We start from the raw sequence: 20,513 nt of genomic DNA, 5'->3' as shown, positions 1-20,513 counted from the left end.
ATGTCAACAGCTAAAAAACGTCTATATAACACTTCAACACTTTTATGTGATGTGATGACAATAAAACACACTAAAAAAATATATATAAAACTTAGCACATTCATAACACATCCCCCTCCGCCGATGACTAAGCAATCACCCTGAAGTCCTTACAATAAACCATTAATAATTTCATCAATATAGTTGTCTATATAATAATCTTCAGCCCTTTTGATACTATTCTTTCGCATGATATATAACAAGTCTTTATCATTGCAAAGCCTTTCAATTTCTATTTTTAGCTCATCAGAACTTCTCTTATCCTTTAGTAATATTCCATCAATGTTATCATTCACTAATTCCTTATTATAATTATGATCTGACAATAAAGGAACAAGTCCAGCAATTCTGCCTTCTACCACTATTCCAGGAATTCCCTCTGCATCCCATCTAGTAGGTAACAATAATATATCGTATTGGGCCAATTCCTTATATTTTTCATCCATATCCCCAATAAAAATCCCTTTATACTCAATGTTTTCAAGTCCTGCAATCTCTGATGTAAATTCTTGTATATATTGCTCATCAATTTTGCCATAGAAAGCAAATGTCACATCACGAATCTCGTTTGCAGCCTGAATAATAATATCAACTCCTTTTTCTTTTTCTATTTTTGAAAAGAAAACGCATTTCCTTACTCCTGGATAATTTTTGTTTAGCTTCTTTTGGATACTATCTTTCTCAACATCAAAAGCTTTTGGCTTAACTCTGCAATTAGGATAAATAGAACAATTACAAATTCCTGCGTTCAGCATTTCTTCCTGCATCCCCCTCGTTTCAACAAATACCAACTTGAATGCAGCAATAAGACTTTTATACTTCTCATCACTCACTATTTCGTGAGCCGCTTTACCTCCCATTATGATAAGAATCGAATCTTGCATACCTTTTCTATTTATAAAATACAATAAATTACAAAACTTTCTTCTTGTTTGGCTGCCAGACACACCTATAATAAATCTATTTTTTCTATTAGTAACAACTAATAGAAATCTAATTATCTCTTTTATTTTCTTCTTCTTAATTAAGTTTAGGTCTACTTTTTCAATATCTATCCTCTCTTTTAATGTATTAAATAAATTTTCATTTTTAACAGTAACTCCACCATAGCTCGGTGGAAAAGCCCCAATATATACTAAAGCCACAAATCAAATACTCCTATTAAATATTATCGTACCCAGTAATTTATTGCCGCCTAATCACTTCATGCGTTTTTACTTTTTCCTAATAATCAATTTATATTTTCCTCTGTCAGATAAGTTGATTCTATCTACTACCTGAACTTCGCACATGATCGAATCTCCAAGTTTTTTTCTAACACTTTGTAATACTTTATTCACTTCATCTGAGTTCATTCTTTCTTTTGGGTTAATCAAAAGCAAACACTCCCCATCCTTTTCTTGTACAAATTGATATCCAGAAATTTTATCAAACGTTTTGTCATGAAAGTTTATTGCTGCCGCTGAAATCTCTTCTCCATTTCTACCATGCAGCAAATCACAATTGTGATGTCCTTCAATTGTATACTTTCCATGTATTTCTTTTGCCTTATCATCAACTTTATATCTTATTAGTGGCATCATTTTGTTTATGAAACCAGTAGCTATAATATCACCATCCTCTCCTAACTCAGTCACTCCATACATAGGATTAAAAACATATCCTTCTTCAATTTTCTCACCAAATACAGCTCTTTCAGAATGCCCATAAAACATACCAATTGGACAACATAATACTTTTGTTATAGTTTCTTCTTGAAATGTATATAGATTTTCAGAAATCAAAAATGCTGCCGAAAACAATTTTTCAACTCGTATTCCAGCATCCTGCGATAATTTACAAAAATTATAAATCGCTGATGGATATCCATATATAAATTCTGCGCCATATTCTTTTATAGCTTGAACATACTTTTCTATATTACTTCGTCTCATTGAAAATAGATTCATCCTTATCTCTCGATATATTGGATTAATCTCATATAGTTTTTTCCCCAGGTTTATCCCACGAAACGTAGCCAATTTACTAGTATCTGTACGATAACCAAATTCTTTCCAAAAATTATATACAAATGCCCATTCTATATAATATGCATTATTAGCCATCATCACTTTTGTAGGTTCACCGCTTGTTCCACCCGTAGTGACAAGATATCCATCCTTTATATCATCAGCAATAAGATCTTCAAATCGTTCATTCAAAATTTGCTTAGTTAAAACTGGAACAGAACTTATATCTTCAATAGAAGATATTTTATATGGATCAAAACAAACTGAATCAAATAATTCCTTGTAATACTTTGTATGCTCATATGCATGAATTACAACTTCTTTACATAATTTAAATTGTTCAATTTTAATCCTCTCTTGATTCCATCCTTTAACATTCATCAACCAATTATAAGTATCTACAAATTGGCGATTACCAATTAATGAATAACGTAACATTCTAGAAAATGGTTTTTTAACAATATATGGAATTTTTTCATATACCGTTTTCAAGCAAGATAAATTCATTCAAAATTCCCTCTGTAAATCTTTATCTTCTGCGATAGAAATCTTGCAAATAGCCTTTTCTCATTAATAAACTATTTCATAATCTATAACATTCCCCAACACAAATATTTCTAGTATCAAAAATAATCTTGTCACTAAGTAATTGTATATTGTTCTTTATTTCATCATGTCCAACCATTATCACGACCATATCCACTGCATTTATAAATTCATCTAAATCATGATATTGATTGTCTACAATATTCTCTTCAATATAAGGATCATAAACTTTTAACCCATTTGCCAAGTGTCTCTTTTGACTTTCAAGAAGTTGTAATGTTGGGCTCTCTCTAATGTCATCAACATTCTCTTTATATGTCAGTCCGTATAAACCGACCTTTGATATATCAGTCATTCCATTTTCTTGCATAATTTCATATATCCGGTTTAATACGAAGTCAGGCATACTATCATTTGTCTTCATTGATTCATCTATTACCTTTGCAAGAGAAGGATAGTCACCTACTAAAAACCATGGATCAACTGAAATACAATGACCTCCAACCCCTGGTCCTGGTTGTAAAATATTTACACGTGGATGCATATTACAAATTTTGATTATTTCGTATACATTCAAGCCATCATATCTGCATATCTTTGCCAGTTCATTTGCAAATGCAATATTTACAGCTCTATATGTATTTTCAACAACTTTCGTCATTTCAGCTGTCTTAATACTGGTTACTACTATTTCCCCTTTACAAAAAGTTGAATAAAGATGTTTTATCTTTTCGCCAATAGTCTTATCATCTGCACCTATCGTTCGATTATTATGAACCAATTCGTATATCATTTTCCCAGGAATAATACGCTCTGGAGCATGAACCAAATGAATATCCTTTCCTACAACATTTCCAGATGCTTCAACAATAGGTTTTACATATTTATCTATTGTTCCCGGAGATATAGTCGACTCTATAACGACAATCGCTCCTTTATCACAAACTTCAAGTACAGATTTTAATGCTTGAATCACATAACAAGGATCAATTTTTTTGCTAAATTTGTCATATGGCGTAGGAACTGAAATAATATATGTATCTGTAACTTGATACTCACTAGTAAATCTTATCCCCGCATTAACCGCTGCATTAAACAGTTCATCTATACCATCTTCTTTGAATGTCAATTCACCTGAATTTAGTTTTTCTACAACTCCATCGTTATAATCAGTTCCAATTACTTCTACCCCATGTGCTGCCATCATAAGCGCTGTTGGCAAGCCTATATATCCCAGCCCAATAACATTAACCATTTTTGTTCCTCTAAGCCTTCAATATTTTTACAGTTCTAGCATCAGTTGCAAATGATGGTAAGTTCTGAATTTCTCCCATCTCTTCTGAATACCAACTTTCATTAGTAATATTTTTAAATTTTCCATTCTCCGCAACCATTATTATTCTAGTTCCTCTGTCTGTTACTATTTCAATCTCATTATCATCAATTACACTAATATGGTTAGTGGGATATATATGCCAATAACTCGTATATTGTGATGATGCCGAATCATTTATTACTACTCCATTATCAATCAGTATTTTTCGCTCTAATCTGTTCCTTTTATAATCAAGCATTTTTATATAAATAGAATTATCAGCTATCTTTTTTTCTTGGATAATTGCTCTTCTTCCTGTCCTATGTTCCCCCCAAATCTCCGACTGATCTACTCCATCAACCTGTATAGTATTATGGGATTTTGTGCTCCTAAAAAAAACTCTATGACCAGATTGATACTGGTATGTCCCTGCATTTATCAAAATCGGTTCATCCATAAAAAACAATTCAAAACTCATCATATCGCAATGTCCATGCCCGGATATATATGAAGGTGCATAATCACCAGCATCAACAATTACATTAAATGAGCCATTTGCCAATTTGAAATATCCACCATAATCCAACCTGGTTTTATATTGTGGCACTATTCCGGCAATACTATTTGCAGCCCTCAATAATTGAACAGATGTCTTCGCCACATTAGAAGCCGCATCATTAAATGCAGGAATCCTATTTGAATTTTCAAAACTGAATATGCAGTCAGCCATAGCTTGCATTTTGTCTAGCAGTATATTTCTGAGTACATCCTTACTTACTTTATAAATCCTTATCAAATCCTCAAAAATCAGATTATGGTACATAAAGCTTCTTTCAAAATGCATTCCGTCTTCTAATAACTGTTCATTTATCTGCCCAATTAATTCTTTAAGTATGTACTCTTTATAGCTATCCTCTTGAAAAAAAGCACTACATATATAAAGAGTTACCAAATTCTCAAAATAGTGGTTCCCTAGGAGATTTTTTTCCTTGTTATGTTTAAGAAACTGGAACTGTTGATAAATATCATTTCCGACAATTTCAATCCATTCTTCCTTCTTATCATCTAAAGTATCTAAAATTATCAAAAGGTTCTTTAGTCTTAATGAAATAGTATATGGATGCCATGCATCCCCTGTTTTACTATCAAAGCAAGTCTTATGCCAGTCCCTATACATTTGAGTTAGTTTTAAGTAATAATCATAATTTCCTGTTTTTTTATAAATAGCAGCAAGGGCAATTCCGTACTCAAAATAATGTAGATTAAAATTCCATAAATGCGTTCTGCTCGGATATTTCCATCTTCCAGGCATCCACTCTTCCATATCATTTAATAACCAAATATGATTATTCAGTAATTCATCTACTTTAAATCTGTCTATATACGTGTCATCTTCATCAAGATAGCAGGATGAAATATAGAATCTCGGAGCAAGGTGATAATTCGTTTTGACCTCAACATTTTTATATCCCAAAAATCTATATCTCAATTGGTAAATAATTTGTATAGGTTTTAAATATCTTACTGTCCACAAATATCTGTTCAGATTCATTCTTTTGCTATTAATTGCTCCATCTCATCAACTAAAAAGACTGCTGACTTTTGCAATGAATACTCTTTATGAATCATATCCATTGCTTTACCTCTATTTTGCTTAATTTCATCTAACGAAGAATACAACTGCAAAAAGCGATCCCACATGATATCTTTATCATTGGGTGTGACATCCATTCCAAGTTTTACTTCCCTAAGAATGTCTGCCGAATCCCCTTCAGCAACTAAGAATACAGGGCATCCGACGCCCAAAGCTTCATATAACTTAGTTGGTACGCTATCCTTCAAATTAGAATTTACTAATGGTACAAAACTAATGTCAGATGCTTCTAAAACCGTTCTCATGTCTTTGTTAGGTAATCTACCTTCAAACGATATATTGACAAGGCCTTTGTCTATTACATCCTGTCGAAGCTTCTTTTCCTCGACACCAAAGCCATACACAGAAAAAAAAATGGGCAACTTCGATTCTCTACTTTTTTCAGCTAGATAAATAAGTTTATCAATCCCCTGCGCCAGACCTATATTGCCAACATATGAACAAATAACTTTCCCCTTAGACCTTATTCTTTTAAACAATTCTTGATTCATACTTATACTTAGAAAGTTATTATTGAATCCATTAGGTACACAAATCACTCTTTTTTTTGTATAAGTCTCTAGCTTCTTCACCTTCCCGGGGCTTACAGCAGTAACAATGTCTGCCTTTTCCAACATATAATCTCGCATCCATCTAAAAGTTTTTGAATATATACTATTTTCACTAAAACTTCCCATTTCCAGCGCAACATCAGGCCATATATCTCTTACATCATATATAAGTTTTGCATTAAGTTTTTTAGCTATCTTTGCACCAGCTAAATTATTAATTGGTGGAGGACATGTAGTAAACACAATATCAATATCCTTAAGTTTTATTCCATTCCTATAAGAACTCAGTGCCAGACATCCTTGATTCTTTATCCTTTCCCAAGTTGTCTTTTTCTTAAGTTCAGGCGTGCTACAATATATCACCCCTTCTTTCTTTTCTATTCCCGGTGTATCTGGCGCCAAAATTATAGGTTCATGCCCACGTTTTTTTAGTTCTTCATATAGTACATTTATTCTTTTTGAACATGGATTTTCCATAGTATATGGATCACCCATATGTAATATTATTCGCATAAGTCTGCCCTATACTATTTTCTATAAGAATGGTTCTTGTCACATTAGCATTATATTTTTTGTTCACAAGCAATTTCTATCACAATAATTTTTTCAAATACTCACAAATAAAACAACGGCAGCCACGTCATGAAGCATCACAACGCGCTGCCGCCCAATTAATCGTTATTTATGCTCCCCAATATAAACTCTTTTCATAAAGTTTATGCACTTATCCTTTCAAGTGCTTCTCATAAGAAAAATCCCCACAGAGCCCCTCAGCTCTATAGGGATATTATACGCTAAATATGGTAATTTGTCATTGAATAATGCCGCTGAAAAATATCTATATATAGCCATTTATAACAATACTTCTTCTTTTAAACCTATCACATTTTTATACATTTCTATTCCATCAAAAAGAATATTGATAATAATATGATCTGTTCTTTCCGGAATCTCTATAGGAATTTCAAAGCCACATGAGCAGCCATAGTCAGCAGTCCTTTTCTGCTCTTCATTGCTTAGGACTGCACCCGTTCTATCACACATTGTCAAATGTATATCTACAGCAACTTGAGCAACTTCGTATTTACGCTCTGCAGGTGTATCAAAATCAATATCGAGAACACTCCCATGAACATTAACATTATTTACAAACAGTCCATTATAATAAAAGCATTCGAAATCAGCTTTGACATAAATAATATTTTTATACTGGTTAAATACATTTTCGTTTCTTTCTCTTCTAAGAATCTTTCTGTAATCCATCTCTAACACACTACCTTAAGCAGCATTGAACATATAGGCATTTGGTTTGTCAGTATATCTCATGCCATCTTTAGATACATATAATTTATTTGCATAATTCAGCTTTTTCATCAATCCCATTAGTGGATATATTACGGCATTATCTTTCCTTACTGCATCTTCCTTAGAGATGATTTTGGCATTTCTAATATAATTCCATGCATGAATTAATACAGTTTCATCAACCGTCAATGAATCAAGCTGGAGCGAATTGTCTGCATCAAGTGACCAGGATTTATTATCATCAACCAGTACCGGACCATTTTCCTTAATATATGAAATGCACTTATGTACAAATATTTGATATCCTTCTAGCGAAAATATCTCCTTTAATATATTTAATCATGTCTATCAACCATCTTTCCAAATAAGCGTGCGTTTTGTTAATAAAACCTTATTCACCGCACAAACTTCTCCACTATACAACTCTTTTTGCAGAAGCATATTCCATAAGAAACTACCCCTAAATAGCCATCTGCCAGTATTCCTTCCTCATACTTCATATCGTGAATCTGTGCCAGTGCTTCCTTAATTCCGTCATCCATCTCGTCAAATTTTTTTCTGGTCTTAAGTTCAAATAAATAGGCAGGATCCTTTGGTCTGTCCGGAAATAATACTATGTCAGGTCTGCCTTGCCCTTCCTCGCGATTTGACCTTGGCTTATAGCCAGGCATTCCATACAAGAGTGACAAGAAGAATCCATGATAAAAACTCTCCTCATTATCAAAATAGCTTATGCTTTTTGATAATAGTTCTGACACAAAGTCTTCAATACGACGTGTATCCTGATCTAGTATTGCCTTATGAAATTCAGACAAATCCACAGTTTTTACTTTTGCATCAAACCAATCTTTTACCTGAGTTTTAAATAAAGATCTGATTTCTCTGTTTGGAATCTTCATTGTAAGAAATGTCAGATCATCATCAAGTCTTGTAGATACAGCTTTCATGTAGCCGGTAAAAAATAAGAAATTCCACAAACTGTCATCGTTTGTATCTATATCATCATATGTTATATCTTCATGGATTCTTTTTTCTATTGTTCCGCCTGAAATAAGAGTATCAAGCTCATCCTTTACAGAATCATCTGCTCTTTCTATCATTTCTTTTATTATTGAATTTGAAGAAGTATTGGACCAGTACGCTTCCGGCAGCCTATTCATATCCGAAATATGATCATCGACATATTTTATTACGCTCCAGGGATTATAAACCTCTGTATTTCCAAAAAGGTATCCATCATACCATTCCTTTACTGTTTCTGTACTTCCTGCAAGGCCATAATTATCTAGCATTTCATCCGTTTCCTGTTGCAAAAAGCCGAAGTACTCACCAAAATCAACATCTCTGATAGAATTGACCTTTAGATTGTTTAAGCCTGTAAATATACTTTCCTTACTTATCCTAAGGCATCCCGTTACCACTGCAAACTCCAGCGCATTATTTGTTTTTAGTACTGACTCAAACAGTGATCTGATAAATCCTGTCATATCATCATAAAAACCGCGCCTATATGCATTTTCAAGCGGCACATCATATTCATCAATTAAAACGATGGTCTTTTTTCCATGATGCTTTTCTAAAAGTTCTGATAATGTCTTAAGTGCAACCGCATATTTTCCACATTCTCTTCTAAAGGCACTCTGCCTGTCACTGTCGTTTTTAAAACTTTTCTCCAGTTCTCGCCATTCTATCTCACCATGCTCAAGACTGATAAATTCCTGTTTTTCAGAGTCAGAAAGCTTGTCCGAATCAGCCAGGTAAATGTGTCTTGTAAATTCACTAATAACAACCTTTCGCAATATCATGAAGGAATTATAAAAATCATCCTGCTTTCCGGATTTCAAAGAAAGATTGATGACTGGATATTGTCCCTGCTTGGAAAGCAACTCATCATCACATGTCATTACCTTCTTACCGGTAAAATATCTCCCTTTATCAACAGCATTTCCACCCTCATCTCTTTCTTCCTCAAAAAAAGTCTGTATCGTTGAAAGTGCAAGGGTTTTACCAAAACGCCTGGGACGGGTAAAAAGAGTCACTTTACCACCTTTTTTCACTATATCTCTAATGAGCAGAGTCTTATCTACATAGTATAGATCATTATCAATAAAATCTTTGTAATTTTCGTATCCCACTCCCAGCTTCTTCACAAAAGACCTCCACATCTTTTTGACTGTATCCACATTGCCAATTTATATTTAAAGTCTACCATATCATCAGCAAGATTCAATAATACTATTTTGCTCTTAGGGCTACCACAAACCTCTATCTTCTTTGTAAGTCTCCCATAGCTATACGATTGATTTCTCGTAGTAATTTACTGTCATCTTCTTCATTAATCACATAAGAAAATCCCCATAGAGCATGTAACTCTACAGGGATATTATGCGCTAATTCAGGCATTTGTCATTGAGATAATCTGTATTTGGAGTTTCGGTTAAATATTTCTAAATATCCTTCTAACCACTAATAATCAGCAAATCTTTTTCTGTATTTTCTCAACTTCTGATTCAAGATGATTTACTCTAAGCACAAGTGTTTCGTATTCAGATCTGTAAGTAACCACTTCTGCAAGATGTCTTTGCAGATCCTGATGCCCTTCAGCAACTCTCTGAATATTGGGAACAATTTCATTTTCAATCTGGAGTTTTATACTTGTAACATCATTTTTGACATCACTCATATCTTTCTCCAAATTAGATATCTTACCGTCCATTACATCGAGTCTGCCATCCATTACATCGAGTCTGCCATCCATTGCATCGAGTCTGCCATCCATTACATCGAGTCTGCCATCCATTACATCGAGTCTGCCATCCATTGCATCGAGTCTGCCATCTATTGCATCGAGTCTGCCATCTATTGTATCGAGTCTGCCATCTATTGTATCGAGTCTGCCATCTATTGTATCTAATTTATTTAGTATAATTTCGAATTTTTCATCAGTATTCATTCTGTATCCTCCAAGCTATTATTTTTAATTAGCTAGTACTAAAATATTATCACGTAAAATCATGTTAATCCATATGACATATTATCCAAAAAACAAGCACACATAATATAAACTCTCCTCCATCCTTTCGATGACACCTTTGAATTATTCTTTTTAGGTCGCGTAAATTTGATTGTCCCACCTGATATTTTTCCGCTTACAGACTGGCGGCACTCAGAACAAAGAATTACTATTCTGCCGGTTTTCTTAGTATGTTTGTAATAGTATTTTCCATTGTCATGTTTGCCGCTAAAGGATGCTGTTGTGCCTGATGCTTCCCTGGTGTTTCTACCACAAGTCTTGCATGAACGCTCCTGAACCACCTTAAGTTTCTTGCCTTTTACCTTAACAGACTTAACTGACCAGTCTCCATATTTATGTTTACCTGTGGGTGGGATAGACTCTGTCTTTGTGACATTGCACATTGTACAGGTCCCGGTTTTTATGCCACAATCTGCGCAGGTGGCTGCCCTTGTTACCTTCCATTTATATCTGTGTTCTATCCTGCCACCTGATTGCTCCGATGTAGAAAAGCCGCAAACACTGCATGTTCTTTCAGTTATCTTTGGTGATCTGCATGTTGCACTTTGAGTTTTAGCTCTTGCAAACCTATGCCCTTTTGCCGGTATCTCTTCTGTTTCTATTACCTCGCTACAGTTTTTGCATATGTAGGATTTCACCCCCGGCAAAGTGCATGTTGGTTCTTTGGTTCTTTCCCATTTGCATTTGTGATCAAGCTTGGGAATAATCTCTGTTTCAAGAATTTCCTCACAATCCTGGCATAGCCTTATGTCTTTACCGAATCTGCTGCAGGTTGGTTTAATCACACTAACCCATTCATATTCATCGTGCATGCAATTTTGAGCATGCACTGTGGTAGTCGTCATAACCAATATGTATAGAGATAAAACTCCCGCAAAAACAATAGTTACAGCCATACGTCCACTCTTCCTGGCTGCTTCAATATTCATATAAATAAAAACCTCCTGTACTAATTTTTTCTGTTATATAACAAATTAAAATATCCTGGGATATCTTCTGCCATTTGTCTAACGGCAGACCTCGTCAAGAATTGACGTGAGTATGAAAATATCACTTTTCAAAAGTAAAAACAAGTGCCTTAATATATTCTTAAGAATATCTTCAACAAATCTTAAACGTCTGACAAAACTGTTAGATGGCAATGGCATAAAGCATTAAAAATAATCTTTGTCAACGTGACCCTTTCCAACACAAACATGAAGGCTAATTCCTATATTATCCCGGAATTAGCCTTTAACTATCATAATATTCACACTGTCCTGTTCCCGGCCAGTACTTCCCTGTAATCCTCCAGATTTTTCACAAGTAGATCAGGTATTTGTAACTCATAAGGACATTTTGACAAACAAGCACCACATCTTACGCAGTCCTCAATCTTGTTCATCTCTGCCTGCCAATGATCGGATAACCAGCTCTCACTGGGAGCACGGCGTAGCATCAGTGACATTCTGTTGCACTGATTAATCTGAATTCCCACAGTGCATGGCATGCAATAGCCGCAGCCTCTGCAGAAATTACCCATGAGCTCTTTTCTTTCACTCTCGATAAATGCCTTGATTTCATCTGTCATCACAGGTGTTTTATCCATAAATGACAGCCACTCATCAAGCTCCTTTTCTCTTTGAATTCCCCAGATCGGTACAGCGCCGTCAAACTGACTTACAAATGCCATAGTAGCTTCAGAATGGGTTATAAGGCCGCCTGCCAGTCCTTTCATGCAGATAAAACCGACATTATTCTCATTACAGATTTTTACAAGCTCTTTTTCTTTATCATCAGCAAGATAGCTAAAGGGATACTGAAGTGTCTCGTATAGTCCTGATTCAGCAATCTCTTTTGCAACACCAACCTTGTGTGCTGTTCCGCCAATATGTCTTATCTTGCCCTGTTTTTTCGCCTCAAGCATGCACTCATACATGCCTGTTCCATCACCTGGTTTCCAGCACTGTCCCATAAGATGGAACTGATAAATATCAATATAATCCGTTTTTAGCTTCTCAAGTGAGGTTTCAAGATGCTGCCAGAATTCTTCAGGAGTTTTTGCCCCTGTCTTAGTAGCAATTATTATATCTTCTCTTTTTACATATCCATCTCCAAAGGCAGCTCCCACTTTCTCTTCACTGTCACTATACGCTCTTGCGGTATCAAAAAATCTCATGCCGCCGTCATACGCTTTTCTAAGAAGTTTTACCGCCTCTTCCAAAGATACTCTTTGAACAGGAAGTGCTCCAAACCCGTTTTGAGGGACGGTTATGCCTGTACGTCCCAATACTATATTTTTCATAATACATCCCTACCTTTTTAAGAATTATTAGTTCTAATCGAATTAATTATATGTTCTATATAAGTCGTGTTCAATTAAATTCTGAATAAAAAATTCAAACATTCTCATGTACAACTTTTCCAATATAAGAAAAACATATCATAATAAACAAAACCAGGGTTAATCAGTTGTTCAAACTGACTAATCCTGGTTTTTTCTATTTAAACTCAATAATATATACAGTCCCCCCAATAACCACTTTGCAATCCGTTCTTCTATTACCTATTCCAACTAATATTTCTTCGAATAATACATTGTCCTACAAATATCAGACTCAAGAACTTAATTTACCCAACCCGCCTGGCTTTCCTGTTCATCAATCTTACCATTTCTTTTTCAAACCCTTCAGTACTCTCTCCCTGGAACATAACCTTAACAGTCAACATAATGAGCCTCAGATCCAAGCTAAATGATTGATTTTCTATATATAGAAGATCCAAACGCAGCTTATCAAATGCTGAAGTGTTATATTTTCCAAATATCTGAGCATATCCTGTAAGTCCGGCTTTTACTTTCATTCGATACTTAAATTCCGGAAGTTCTTTGGTATATAGTTCTACATGTTCAACACGCTCAGGTCTTGGACCAACAAAACTCATATGTCCATACAAAATGTTAAATACCTGCGGCAGTTCATCAAGTCTGTATTTTCTTATAACTCTTCCAACTTTGGTAATTCTGGGATCGAAATTTATTGTAGGTTGAAGTCCTTTTTTCTCTGCATCTACTATCATGCTTCTAAACTTCAGAATGTTAAACACTTCTCCATCAAGAGTACACCTTTTTTGCTTAAAGAACACGGGACCTCCGTCCTCAAGCTTAATTGCGATTGCAATTGCAATCATAATTGGTGCAAAGCCTAATGCAAAAAACAATCCAAAGCACAGATCAAATATTCTCTTTGCATTGAGTTTCTTCTTGTCATTATAAACATAATCATATTTCATAAGTGGTGTATCCAGCAAATGCCTTGTAGAACACCCCTGGAGGATTATATCTTCAATTCTGGGTGTAAAATAAAATGTTTTGTGTTCATCAATGCAGTGCTGCATATAAATTCTTCTTTGTTCCACAGAAAGTCCATACATTATTACTGTGCAACAATCTGCTACCCTTTCCTCAAAAATTTTAGGACTAATATCCTCATATTCAATGTATTTAAAGTCAAACAGATGACTATATTTTTTTAATATTCTTTCCTGAAATTTATTTGCTTCCTCATTCGATACCCATTTTCCAAGAATAAGCATAGTTTTTGCCGGCTCTACACATGTCATAAAGTATCTTTTTGATAAAGTAATTATCAAGATGGTTCCAATTACTTGAAGCAGCAAAACAACTGCTCCCGGAATAATACTGGTATACCTGTTGCGAATAAGATTACATTCAATATACAGTATTAAATCAGCAAGCCCAAAGGAAATCCCCTGAGAAAGAACTATCTCAGAGATAGAAGATGAAGCAATTCTAAATGCGTTATATAGGTTACAAAGTCCATTATAAATAAACACATAAATAATCACAGACATTATTCCACCGAGAACATAGAATGTCTGAAATGCCCGCAGATTATAAAATCCGCACCATACAATAGCAAATAAGCCAATATTCCAAAGCATTGTCAGCACTTTGGCTGTATGTGTAACTCTCTTGCTCTTCAATTTTTATCCCCCTCAGTTGGCAGCTTTATGATTTAGTCTCCCAATATCACAAATATCTACCATTCACGCAAAACCATAACTAGATTTTCAGCATCAGTATTACCATTACACATAAACATTGCATTTTACTCATTTTCTGAACACATCAGAAATAATGAGCATCGTATGGCCTACATAATATTTATCGGTAAATATATTCAGATAATTAAGATAATGTTGTAATTTTTTTGCATTATTTCTGTCTGCTAATAGCAAAAAAGCAGCAACGTCGGGCATTCCAACGCGCTGCCAAAATACTGAAATATATGCCCCGACAAAACTAATCTATCTAGTTTAACTCATAAGAAAAATCCCCATAGAACAACCGCTCTATAGGGATATTATATGTTAATAACGTATAGCAAGCAACATCATTGTAAATTAAATTATTTTTGTATTTTTTACTTGATTTATGATTTCAGATATGTTACTTTACTCTAGCATCATTTCTGATGCCTCCGATTTGAATTCATTCATTCGGAATTCCCAATAAATATTATTTGTGCACAATAATGGACTATTACAAATTATGACAAAGGAGATTTTATGTTATATGAAGGAATGGCTTCTACCCTTGAAGTTCAGTATCAGTACATGAACGCAACGGGAGAAGTAAGATACAATATGACCAATGACTATATGTTCCGTATGGTTTTGCAGCGCGATAAAAACACTCTGATCAATCTCATTAGCAGTGTTCTCGATATTCCAATCCATACAATCCAGGATGTGAAGATTGAAAATGTAGTTGAACCCGGAGCAAGTATAAATAACAAGGAATATCAGCTGGATATATTGGTTATGCTAAATGGGAATACTTATATCAATCTTGAGATGCAGGTAATTAATTACGACAACTGGACAGAACGCTCTCTGTCATACTTATGCAGAAGATTCGACAATGTCGCTCGAGGCAAAGACTACTCATTAGTCAAACCCGTTTATCATATTGGATTTCTTGATTACACTCTATTTAAAGATCACCCGGAATTCTTTGCCAAGTATCAGATAAGGAATGCACAGGACGGCTACCTGTATACTGACAAATTCAATCTCTATGTGATAGAATTAGATAACATAGATTTATCATCCGAATACGATAAGCGTCTCGGAATTGACAATTGGGCAAGGTTATTTAAAGCAACCACATGGGAGGAAATACAGATGATCGCAGAAGACAATCCTTCAATGAAATCTACAGCTGAATCCATTTTTCTTTCTAACTCAGACTTTGCCATTCAGGAACAATGTCGCGCAAGAGAAGACGCTATAGCTCATGAGAAGCATCAAAAGGAACTCATTGATTCTTTGACAGACGAAAACAAATCACTTACAAATGAAAACAAATCTCTATCTGACGAAATAGCAAGACTTTCAAAACTTCTTGAAGAGAATAACATAGCTCATTAACAAATCTAACAGGATCAAAAATAATTTATCTTGTGCTCTACTTAACTATAAAAACCTCCCTTGCGTCTGCAAAGGAGGTTCTATACTTTTTATAAATCAACTTATCACCACACTGTCTCAATTCATCTTAATAAATGCAAATGTTCCAGCCTTAAATACTGTACATACTACATGACCATCTCGAACCTGATCTACCTGGATTTCCTTCCATGTTCCGTTTGGTCCAAGCTGATATACTCTGTAAATATCACCATTTAATGCACCATATACCTTAAAGTCTACCTGAGCTGTACTGAAACGAACTCCGGGAGCATAGGTCTCAACCACGTTCTTAACCTTACCGCCAATGCCTGCTGCCAAAACCTGAGCTGAAGATACTTTTCCGCTTGTTGACTCTCTCATTGTAAAGGTAGCTCTTGTGGGCTTCCCATTAAGGATAAGTCTGCCACCCTGACCTACAGGTGTTGTGCATCCAAGACCGGGAGCATTAAGAACTGTATGTACGAAAGGTGGCTCTGATACAGAATTTCCACTGTTTGAAGCAAGTACCTTTTTAACAGTTACCTTTGGCTTTTTATTGTTGCCATTTGCCTTTACTGTCACAGTGATATTGGTCTGCTTATTAGACATCTCAATCACTTTATCGTAAAGCTTATTAACCTGGCTCTGGAGTTCAGTCACTCTTCTGTCCATCTGAGGGATAACAGTATTTTCATATACATCTACCTTACCCTTAAGTTCGCCAAGTTCTTTACCGGTCTGATAACCTTTATTGTATCCGGCATCTTCACCTCGGTTATAACCTGAGATGTCGCCCATCTCCTTACCCTTGTCATATCCATCTTTGAAGCCGTCTTTATTACCGCGATTATAGCCTGTTGCTTCGCCTGCAGTCTGGCCTTTACCATAACCATCTTTAAAGCCTTCATTCCTGCCATCTATATAGCCCTGAGCATAAGGCGATTCAATCTTATTATCAGCTGCAATTGCCGCACTCGGAGTAGTTATAATAATTGCTCCCGCCAACATTAAAGCAAGTATTCTTTTCATAACAGTTCCCCTTTCTGTACCTAAGTACAAACTCATAAGAATAACCTTGATTTTATTTTATCAAAAATCCGACACATAATCTAATTAAATAATTATAAACTATGCATATATACTAGCTTTTCATTAACTTTATAACGATTAATAGGCGCACTTACTCTTGGAAGCTCTTTCCGTTATTTTATGCAGGTTCAAAGCTTACTCACCAATGATATTTAAGTTATTACACGACCAATTTGGCTCATTCTTCAATATTGTTATCTGTCATATCACGATTGATGGTTCCTGCCTCATCTCCCACAAGGCATCCCACAACAACCCACTGTTTATCAGGATTCTCTGGATCAACCGTCGTCAGGCTGACAAGAAAATTATCCGGGGTCGCACCCTTTTCCCAGCCATCTCGTATATTAGTTTCTGAATTCCAGTCCTTCTTCATATCATCCAGATATCTCTGGCAATCAGCAGTATCAGTAAAATCATACTGAAGCATAACATCATTATTATCCCTTGAATACGCAGTCCATACTTCATATGTAAGAGTATTACCGGGGATTGCAATCATAAACTCCTCATGCTTGTTGAAAAAATCATCATCAGCAAAATTCCAAAGCTCGGAGAACATATCTCCATCCTTATTTGTGGAGCCATGAATTATAGTATTAAAATCACACATATCCATAAGGTTACAGGATTCAATATAAATCCCACCCTTTTTGCTCTTCTTTTTTCCTGTGATATCATGGGTCTGATAAAAAGTATCATCCCCATCAATATTCTGAGCAATAGGATAATCAATATTCGTATCAGGAACTATCAGCCATCCGAAAATATCAGGATTTTCCTGAATAAGTTCCTCAGACACCTTTTTCTTATCTTCACTATTTAATGAACGATTTGCGCAAGACGTAAGAATCACCGCCATGCTCATACCTATGAGAAAAAATCCCCCACGCTTTAGCATTTTATATGCTGTCCATTCTTTATTTCGGCTCATACTGTAAAAACCTTTAGGGCAAAAATAAAATTTCCCCTTCCTTTACATCTTTACTTTTTCATAAAAAACGTCCAAAAACATATCGTACATATCATCTTCATCCGGATAAAACTCTTCAAATCTCTCTCCAAGTCTTGTCTCACCCTTCAAAAGAATAAGGCTGTTTTCATCGAACTTATAACCGGAAACTGTAGATGCTATATATGAAAGCTGATCTGCTGAAACATCTGTTACCATCTGCTTACTGATTGCCTGGTAAATATCTACCGCGATGGTAGGGTGTTCTTTTGTCTCATCTATCACTTTTGAAATAAATGCTGTCAGGTATTCCTTCTGTCTGGTAAGCCTCCTGTCTGATGATCCAATCTGAGTCATATCCCTGCTATGTAAAAATGCAAAGGCAGCCTCACCGTCTAAATGAGTCTCTTCTCCGGCTTTAAAGGTGTAATCACCGCTCTCAAAATCTTTATCAGGTACCAGATCAACTCCGCCTACTTCATCATTAATCGTTTCAATTGCGCTCATATTTATTGCAGCATATCCATGTATGGGAAGCTGATAAAACAGATTGCTCACCGCTCTTTTCTGAAGTTCACATGAACCCTCGACACCGTCTCCAAAGCCATGCTGAACAGCTATCTGTGCTTTGATGGTATTTATAAAATTCCCATATTCATCATACATCTCAACATCAGCCATCGTATTTCTGTTGACAGCAATAACCTTCGTCGTTTCATTGTGCGGATTAAAGACAACAAGAAAAAGTGCATCCGCCTGTCCACCGTTAATCTCACCATAAACAGGGGTCACTTCTTCATCTCTCTTATCTATTCCCATAATGAGAAAAGTCAGAATGTCATCGTTATAATCATAGATTTCCCCATTATGTTTAACCCAGTCGTCCTGCCACTGAATCGCATTTTCCTCCTTGGTCAGCACCTCGGTACTGGTAGTTACCGGCGCACTTACTGCATTTTTCTCCTTAAGGCCGGACTTACCAATCACCCTTGTAACCTCAAAGATTCCAAGGCCGATCAAAACCACAGAAACCACTATGCACCATATAAGCAGGATTTTATTAACGTGATTTTTCATACCTTAATTACCTGTCTGCCCGCTCTCCTGTGTATCACCGGATTCGCCATTTTCAGAATTTTCACCCTGAGATTCGCTTTCAGAAGTTTCCTCCTCAGAGTCTTCACTGTACTGAGTATATCCCTCTGTATCAAAGCCGCCCTGACCAAAGCTCTCATTTGATGCTTCTCCGGCAAAAGAGCCAAAGCCTTCTGAATCTGTCATTACACCGCTTTCCAGCCCGTCCAGTTCAGCAATATTTGCATTGAAAATTCTTGACTGTTTCGTAACATTACCGGACCTGTCGCTGACTGCATAATAAACAACAGCAGAACTCTGCTCCTTATTAAGAATTGTCTTCTCAACAACTATGCGGTCAGTGATATCTCCATCAACTGCATCATAGGCCATGACACCATTTAGAAGATCAGCTTCCTTCGTGGTCCCATCGTATACCATATCAAGTGATGAAAATCTCATTTCAGGCGGATTTTTGTCTGACATGTTATAAAACCAGACTATAAAAACAGCCATCACTATACTTCCCATTGTGAAGAAAAACGCCAAAATATTACTTTTCACTTAGAACTCCTTTAGTCCTTTCTGACTACGCCTTCTATATAGTCAAGTTCATCAAGATCGTTCTTAGAACTTGCAGGTCTTTGCACCGGCTTTTCATTTACTTTTTGAGGCTGAAGTGTCCTCTTGGGATTTCCTCCGGTCATGCTTGCATTTCCCTGAGAGTCATCTTTCCCATAATATCTGCCGTAGTACTTACCATAATACTTACCGTAATATTTACCATAGTGACCGTATACGCCTCCGGTCATATCGACCTTATTGAGCACTGCTCCGATGACCTTAGCACCTGCCTTGTCCAGCTGACTCTTAACCCTTTGGGCAAATCTGTAGCTAATTGCATTATCCTCTATAACCATCACGGTTCCATCGCACTGCTTGGCGATAACAGCAGCATCAATAACGCTTCCAAGAGGCGGCGTATCGATTATGATATAGTCAAAGACATTTTTCATATTGTCAAGGATCTTGCTGAAAATCTGTCCTCCCAATAATTCACTGGGGTTTGGCGGAATCGGCCCTGAAAAGATAACATAGAGATTTGGTGTATCAGTTTCGCATATGACATTTGAAAGCTTCTCACGCCCTACGAGGCAATGTGTAAGTCCAAGTCTTACAGACCCGGTCTTATACCTTCCCACCATAACGGACTTTCTCATATCAGCGTCCACCAGAACAGTCTTTTTCCCTGCCTCAGCAAAAGCTCTTGCCAGCGCCATTGACACACTGGACTTTCCTTCGCCCGGAGTACAGCTTGTTATTGAAACCGCTCTCACATCCTGACCGCTGAATTCCACATTACTTCGAAGAGTTTTGTATGCTTCCTTTATCTGATAGTTGTTTTCAGATTCGCTAAAATGAAGTGTTGTTTGTTGCATAGGCCCCCTCATACGTCAACATCACTGACATTTTCTACATTCTGCATTAAAA

Annotated in this window: 18 protein-coding genes; 1 reads left to right on the top strand and 17 read right to left on the bottom strand. The window is 35.9% G+C overall.

Annotated elements, in window-relative coordinates:
• Positions 1-149 precede the first annotated feature (149 nt).
• From T501_RS02945 to T501_RS02885, 12 genes are all read right to left on the bottom strand, one after another.
• Positions 150-1,184, bottom strand: coding sequence for a glycosyltransferase (locus tag T501_RS02945; RefSeq protein WP_044913158.1), 1,035 nt, complete (start codon positions 1,182-1,184; stop codon positions 150-152).
• A gap of 69 nt (positions 1,185-1,253) precedes the next feature.
• Complete coding sequence (locus T501_RS02940) at positions 1,254-2,540, bottom strand: phenylacetate--CoA ligase family protein (RefSeq protein ID WP_207641176.1); 1,287 nt, start codon at positions 2,538-2,540, stop codon at positions 1,254-1,256.
• A gap of 91 nt (positions 2,541-2,631) precedes the next feature.
• A complete protein-coding gene (locus T501_RS02935) occupies positions 2,632-3,849 on the bottom strand; it encodes a nucleotide sugar dehydrogenase (RefSeq protein ID WP_044913156.1) in 1,218 nt (405 codons plus the stop codon).
• Between the two features lie 10 nt (positions 3,850-3,859).
• Positions 3,860-5,461, bottom strand: a complete 1,602-nt coding sequence (locus T501_RS02930; protein WP_044913155.1) for a heparinase II/III domain-containing protein — start codon at positions 5,459-5,461, stop codon at positions 3,860-3,862.
• A complete protein-coding gene (locus T501_RS02925; RefSeq protein WP_197027906.1) occupies positions 5,458-6,609 on the bottom strand; it encodes a glycosyltransferase family 4 protein in 1,152 nt (383 codons plus the stop codon). The genes T501_RS02930 and T501_RS02925 overlap by 4 nt, the downstream gene beginning before the upstream one ends.
• Before the next feature lie 357 nt (positions 6,610-6,966).
• Positions 6,967-7,377: a hypothetical protein gene (locus T501_RS02920; protein WP_044913153.1), complete on the bottom strand. Its 411-nt coding sequence runs from the start codon at positions 7,375-7,377 to the stop codon at positions 6,967-6,969.
• A gap of 15 nt (positions 7,378-7,392) precedes the next feature.
• Complete coding sequence (locus tag T501_RS02915) at positions 7,393-7,608, bottom strand: hypothetical protein (RefSeq protein ID WP_044913152.1); 216 nt, start codon at positions 7,606-7,608, stop codon at positions 7,393-7,395.
• A 206-nt stretch (positions 7,609-7,814) separates the two neighbouring features.
• On the bottom strand, positions 7,815-9,569 hold the full coding sequence (locus T501_RS02910; protein WP_050008096.1) for an AAA family ATPase: 1,755 nt from the start codon (positions 9,567-9,569) through the stop codon (positions 7,815-7,817).
• Between the two features lie 323 nt (positions 9,570-9,892).
• Positions 9,893-10,372, bottom strand: coding sequence for a hypothetical protein (locus tag T501_RS19885; RefSeq protein ID WP_050008095.1), 480 nt, complete (start codon positions 10,370-10,372; stop codon positions 9,893-9,895).
• A gap of 59 nt (positions 10,373-10,431) precedes the next feature.
• A complete protein-coding gene (locus T501_RS02895) occupies positions 10,432-11,382 on the bottom strand; it encodes a hypothetical protein (protein WP_044913150.1) in 951 nt (316 codons plus the stop codon).
• A gap of 320 nt (positions 11,383-11,702) precedes the next feature.
• The gene (locus T501_RS02890) at positions 11,703-12,737 is read right to left on the bottom strand and encodes an aldo/keto reductase (RefSeq protein ID WP_044913148.1); all 1,035 of its coding nucleotides are present in this window, start codon (positions 12,735-12,737) and stop codon (positions 11,703-11,705) included.
• A gap of 326 nt (positions 12,738-13,063) precedes the next feature.
• The gene (locus tag T501_RS02885) at positions 13,064-14,437 is read right to left on the bottom strand and encodes an exopolysaccharide biosynthesis polyprenyl glycosylphosphotransferase (protein ID WP_050008094.1); all 1,374 of its coding nucleotides are present in this window, start codon (positions 14,435-14,437) and stop codon (positions 13,064-13,066) included.
• A 585-nt stretch (positions 14,438-15,022) separates the two neighbouring features.
• Between T501_RS02885 and T501_RS02880 the strand changes: the two genes are divergently transcribed.
• The gene (locus T501_RS02880) at positions 15,023-15,886 is read left to right on the top strand and encodes an Rpn family recombination-promoting nuclease/putative transposase (RefSeq protein ID WP_044913146.1); all 864 of its coding nucleotides are present in this window, start codon (positions 15,023-15,025) and stop codon (positions 15,884-15,886) included.
• 117 nt (positions 15,887-16,003) lie between these two features.
• Here the strand turns inward: T501_RS02880 and T501_RS19880 are convergent, their stop codons facing one another.
• From T501_RS19880 to T501_RS02855, 5 genes are all read right to left on the bottom strand, one after another.
• Positions 16,004-16,936, bottom strand: coding sequence for a FliH/SctL family protein (locus T501_RS19880; protein ID WP_050008093.1), 933 nt, complete (start codon positions 16,934-16,936; stop codon positions 16,004-16,006).
• Between the two features lie 238 nt (positions 16,937-17,174).
• Positions 17,175-17,930, bottom strand: a complete 756-nt coding sequence (locus T501_RS19875) for a class B sortase (protein ID WP_050008092.1) — start codon at positions 17,928-17,930, stop codon at positions 17,175-17,177.
• A 42-nt stretch (positions 17,931-17,972) separates the two neighbouring features.
• A complete protein-coding gene (locus T501_RS02865; RefSeq protein ID WP_044913143.1) occupies positions 17,973-19,025 on the bottom strand; it encodes an LCP family protein in 1,053 nt (350 codons plus the stop codon).
• Between the two features lie 3 nt (positions 19,026-19,028).
• Positions 19,029-19,586 (bottom strand): hypothetical protein, encoded by a 558-nt coding sequence (locus T501_RS02860; protein ID WP_044913141.1) that lies wholly within the window; start codon positions 19,584-19,586, stop codon positions 19,029-19,031.
• Positions 19,587-19,597: 11 nt separating this feature from the next.
• Positions 19,598-20,461: a polysaccharide biosynthesis tyrosine autokinase gene (locus T501_RS02855; protein WP_026510613.1), complete on the bottom strand. Its 864-nt coding sequence runs from the start codon at positions 20,459-20,461 to the stop codon at positions 19,598-19,600.
• Between the last annotated feature and the right edge of the window lie 52 nt (positions 20,462-20,513).

The organism is Butyrivibrio sp. WCE2006 (assembly GCF_000701985.1).
In the GTDB taxonomy this organism is placed as follows: Bacteria; Bacillota; Clostridia; order Lachnospirales; family Lachnospiraceae; genus Butyrivibrio.
This window is presented reverse-complemented; position numbering and strand designations above follow the sequence as displayed.

Excerpts from the sequence above, each read along its gene's own strand:
- T501_RS19880 (WP_050008093.1), bottom strand. The coding sequence starts at position 16,936 with ATGAAAAGAATACTTGCTTTAATGTTGGCGGGAGCAATTATTATAACT.
- T501_RS02935 (WP_044913156.1), bottom strand. The coding sequence starts at position 3,849 with ATGGTTAATGTTATTGGGCTGGGATATATAGGCTTGCCAACAGCGCTT.
- T501_RS02890 (WP_044913148.1), bottom strand. The coding sequence starts at position 12,737 with ATGAAAAATATAGTATTGGGACGTACAGGCATAACCGTCCCTCAAAAC.
- T501_RS02920 (WP_044913153.1), bottom strand. The coding sequence starts at position 7,377 with ATGGATTACAGAAAGATTCTTAGAAGAGAAAGAAACGAAAATGTATTT.
- T501_RS02930 (WP_044913155.1), bottom strand. The coding sequence starts at position 5,461 with ATGAATCTGAACAGATATTTGTGGACAGTAAGATATTTAAAACCTATA.
- T501_RS02865 (WP_044913143.1), bottom strand. The coding sequence starts at position 19,025 with ATGAAAAATCACGTTAATAAAATCCTGCTTATATGGTGCATAGTGGTT.
- T501_RS19875 (WP_050008092.1), bottom strand. The coding sequence starts at position 17,930 with ATGAGCCGAAATAAAGAATGGACAGCATATAAAATGCTAAAGCGTGGG.
- T501_RS02925 (WP_197027906.1), bottom strand. The coding sequence starts at position 6,609 with ATGGGTGATCCATATACTATGGAAAATCCATGTTCAAAAAGAATAAAT.
- T501_RS02855 (WP_026510613.1), bottom strand. The coding sequence starts at position 20,461 with ATGCAACAAACAACACTTCATTTTAGCGAATCTGAAAACAACTATCAG.
- T501_RS19885 (WP_050008095.1), bottom strand. The coding sequence starts at position 10,372 with ATGAATACTGATGAAAAATTCGAAATTATACTAAATAAATTAGATACA.
- T501_RS02895 (WP_044913150.1), bottom strand. The coding sequence starts at position 11,382 with ATGAATATTGAAGCAGCCAGGAAGAGTGGACGTATGGCTGTAACTATT.
- T501_RS02880 (WP_044913146.1), top strand. The coding sequence starts at position 15,023 with ATGTTATATGAAGGAATGGCTTCTACCCTTGAAGTTCAGTATCAGTAC.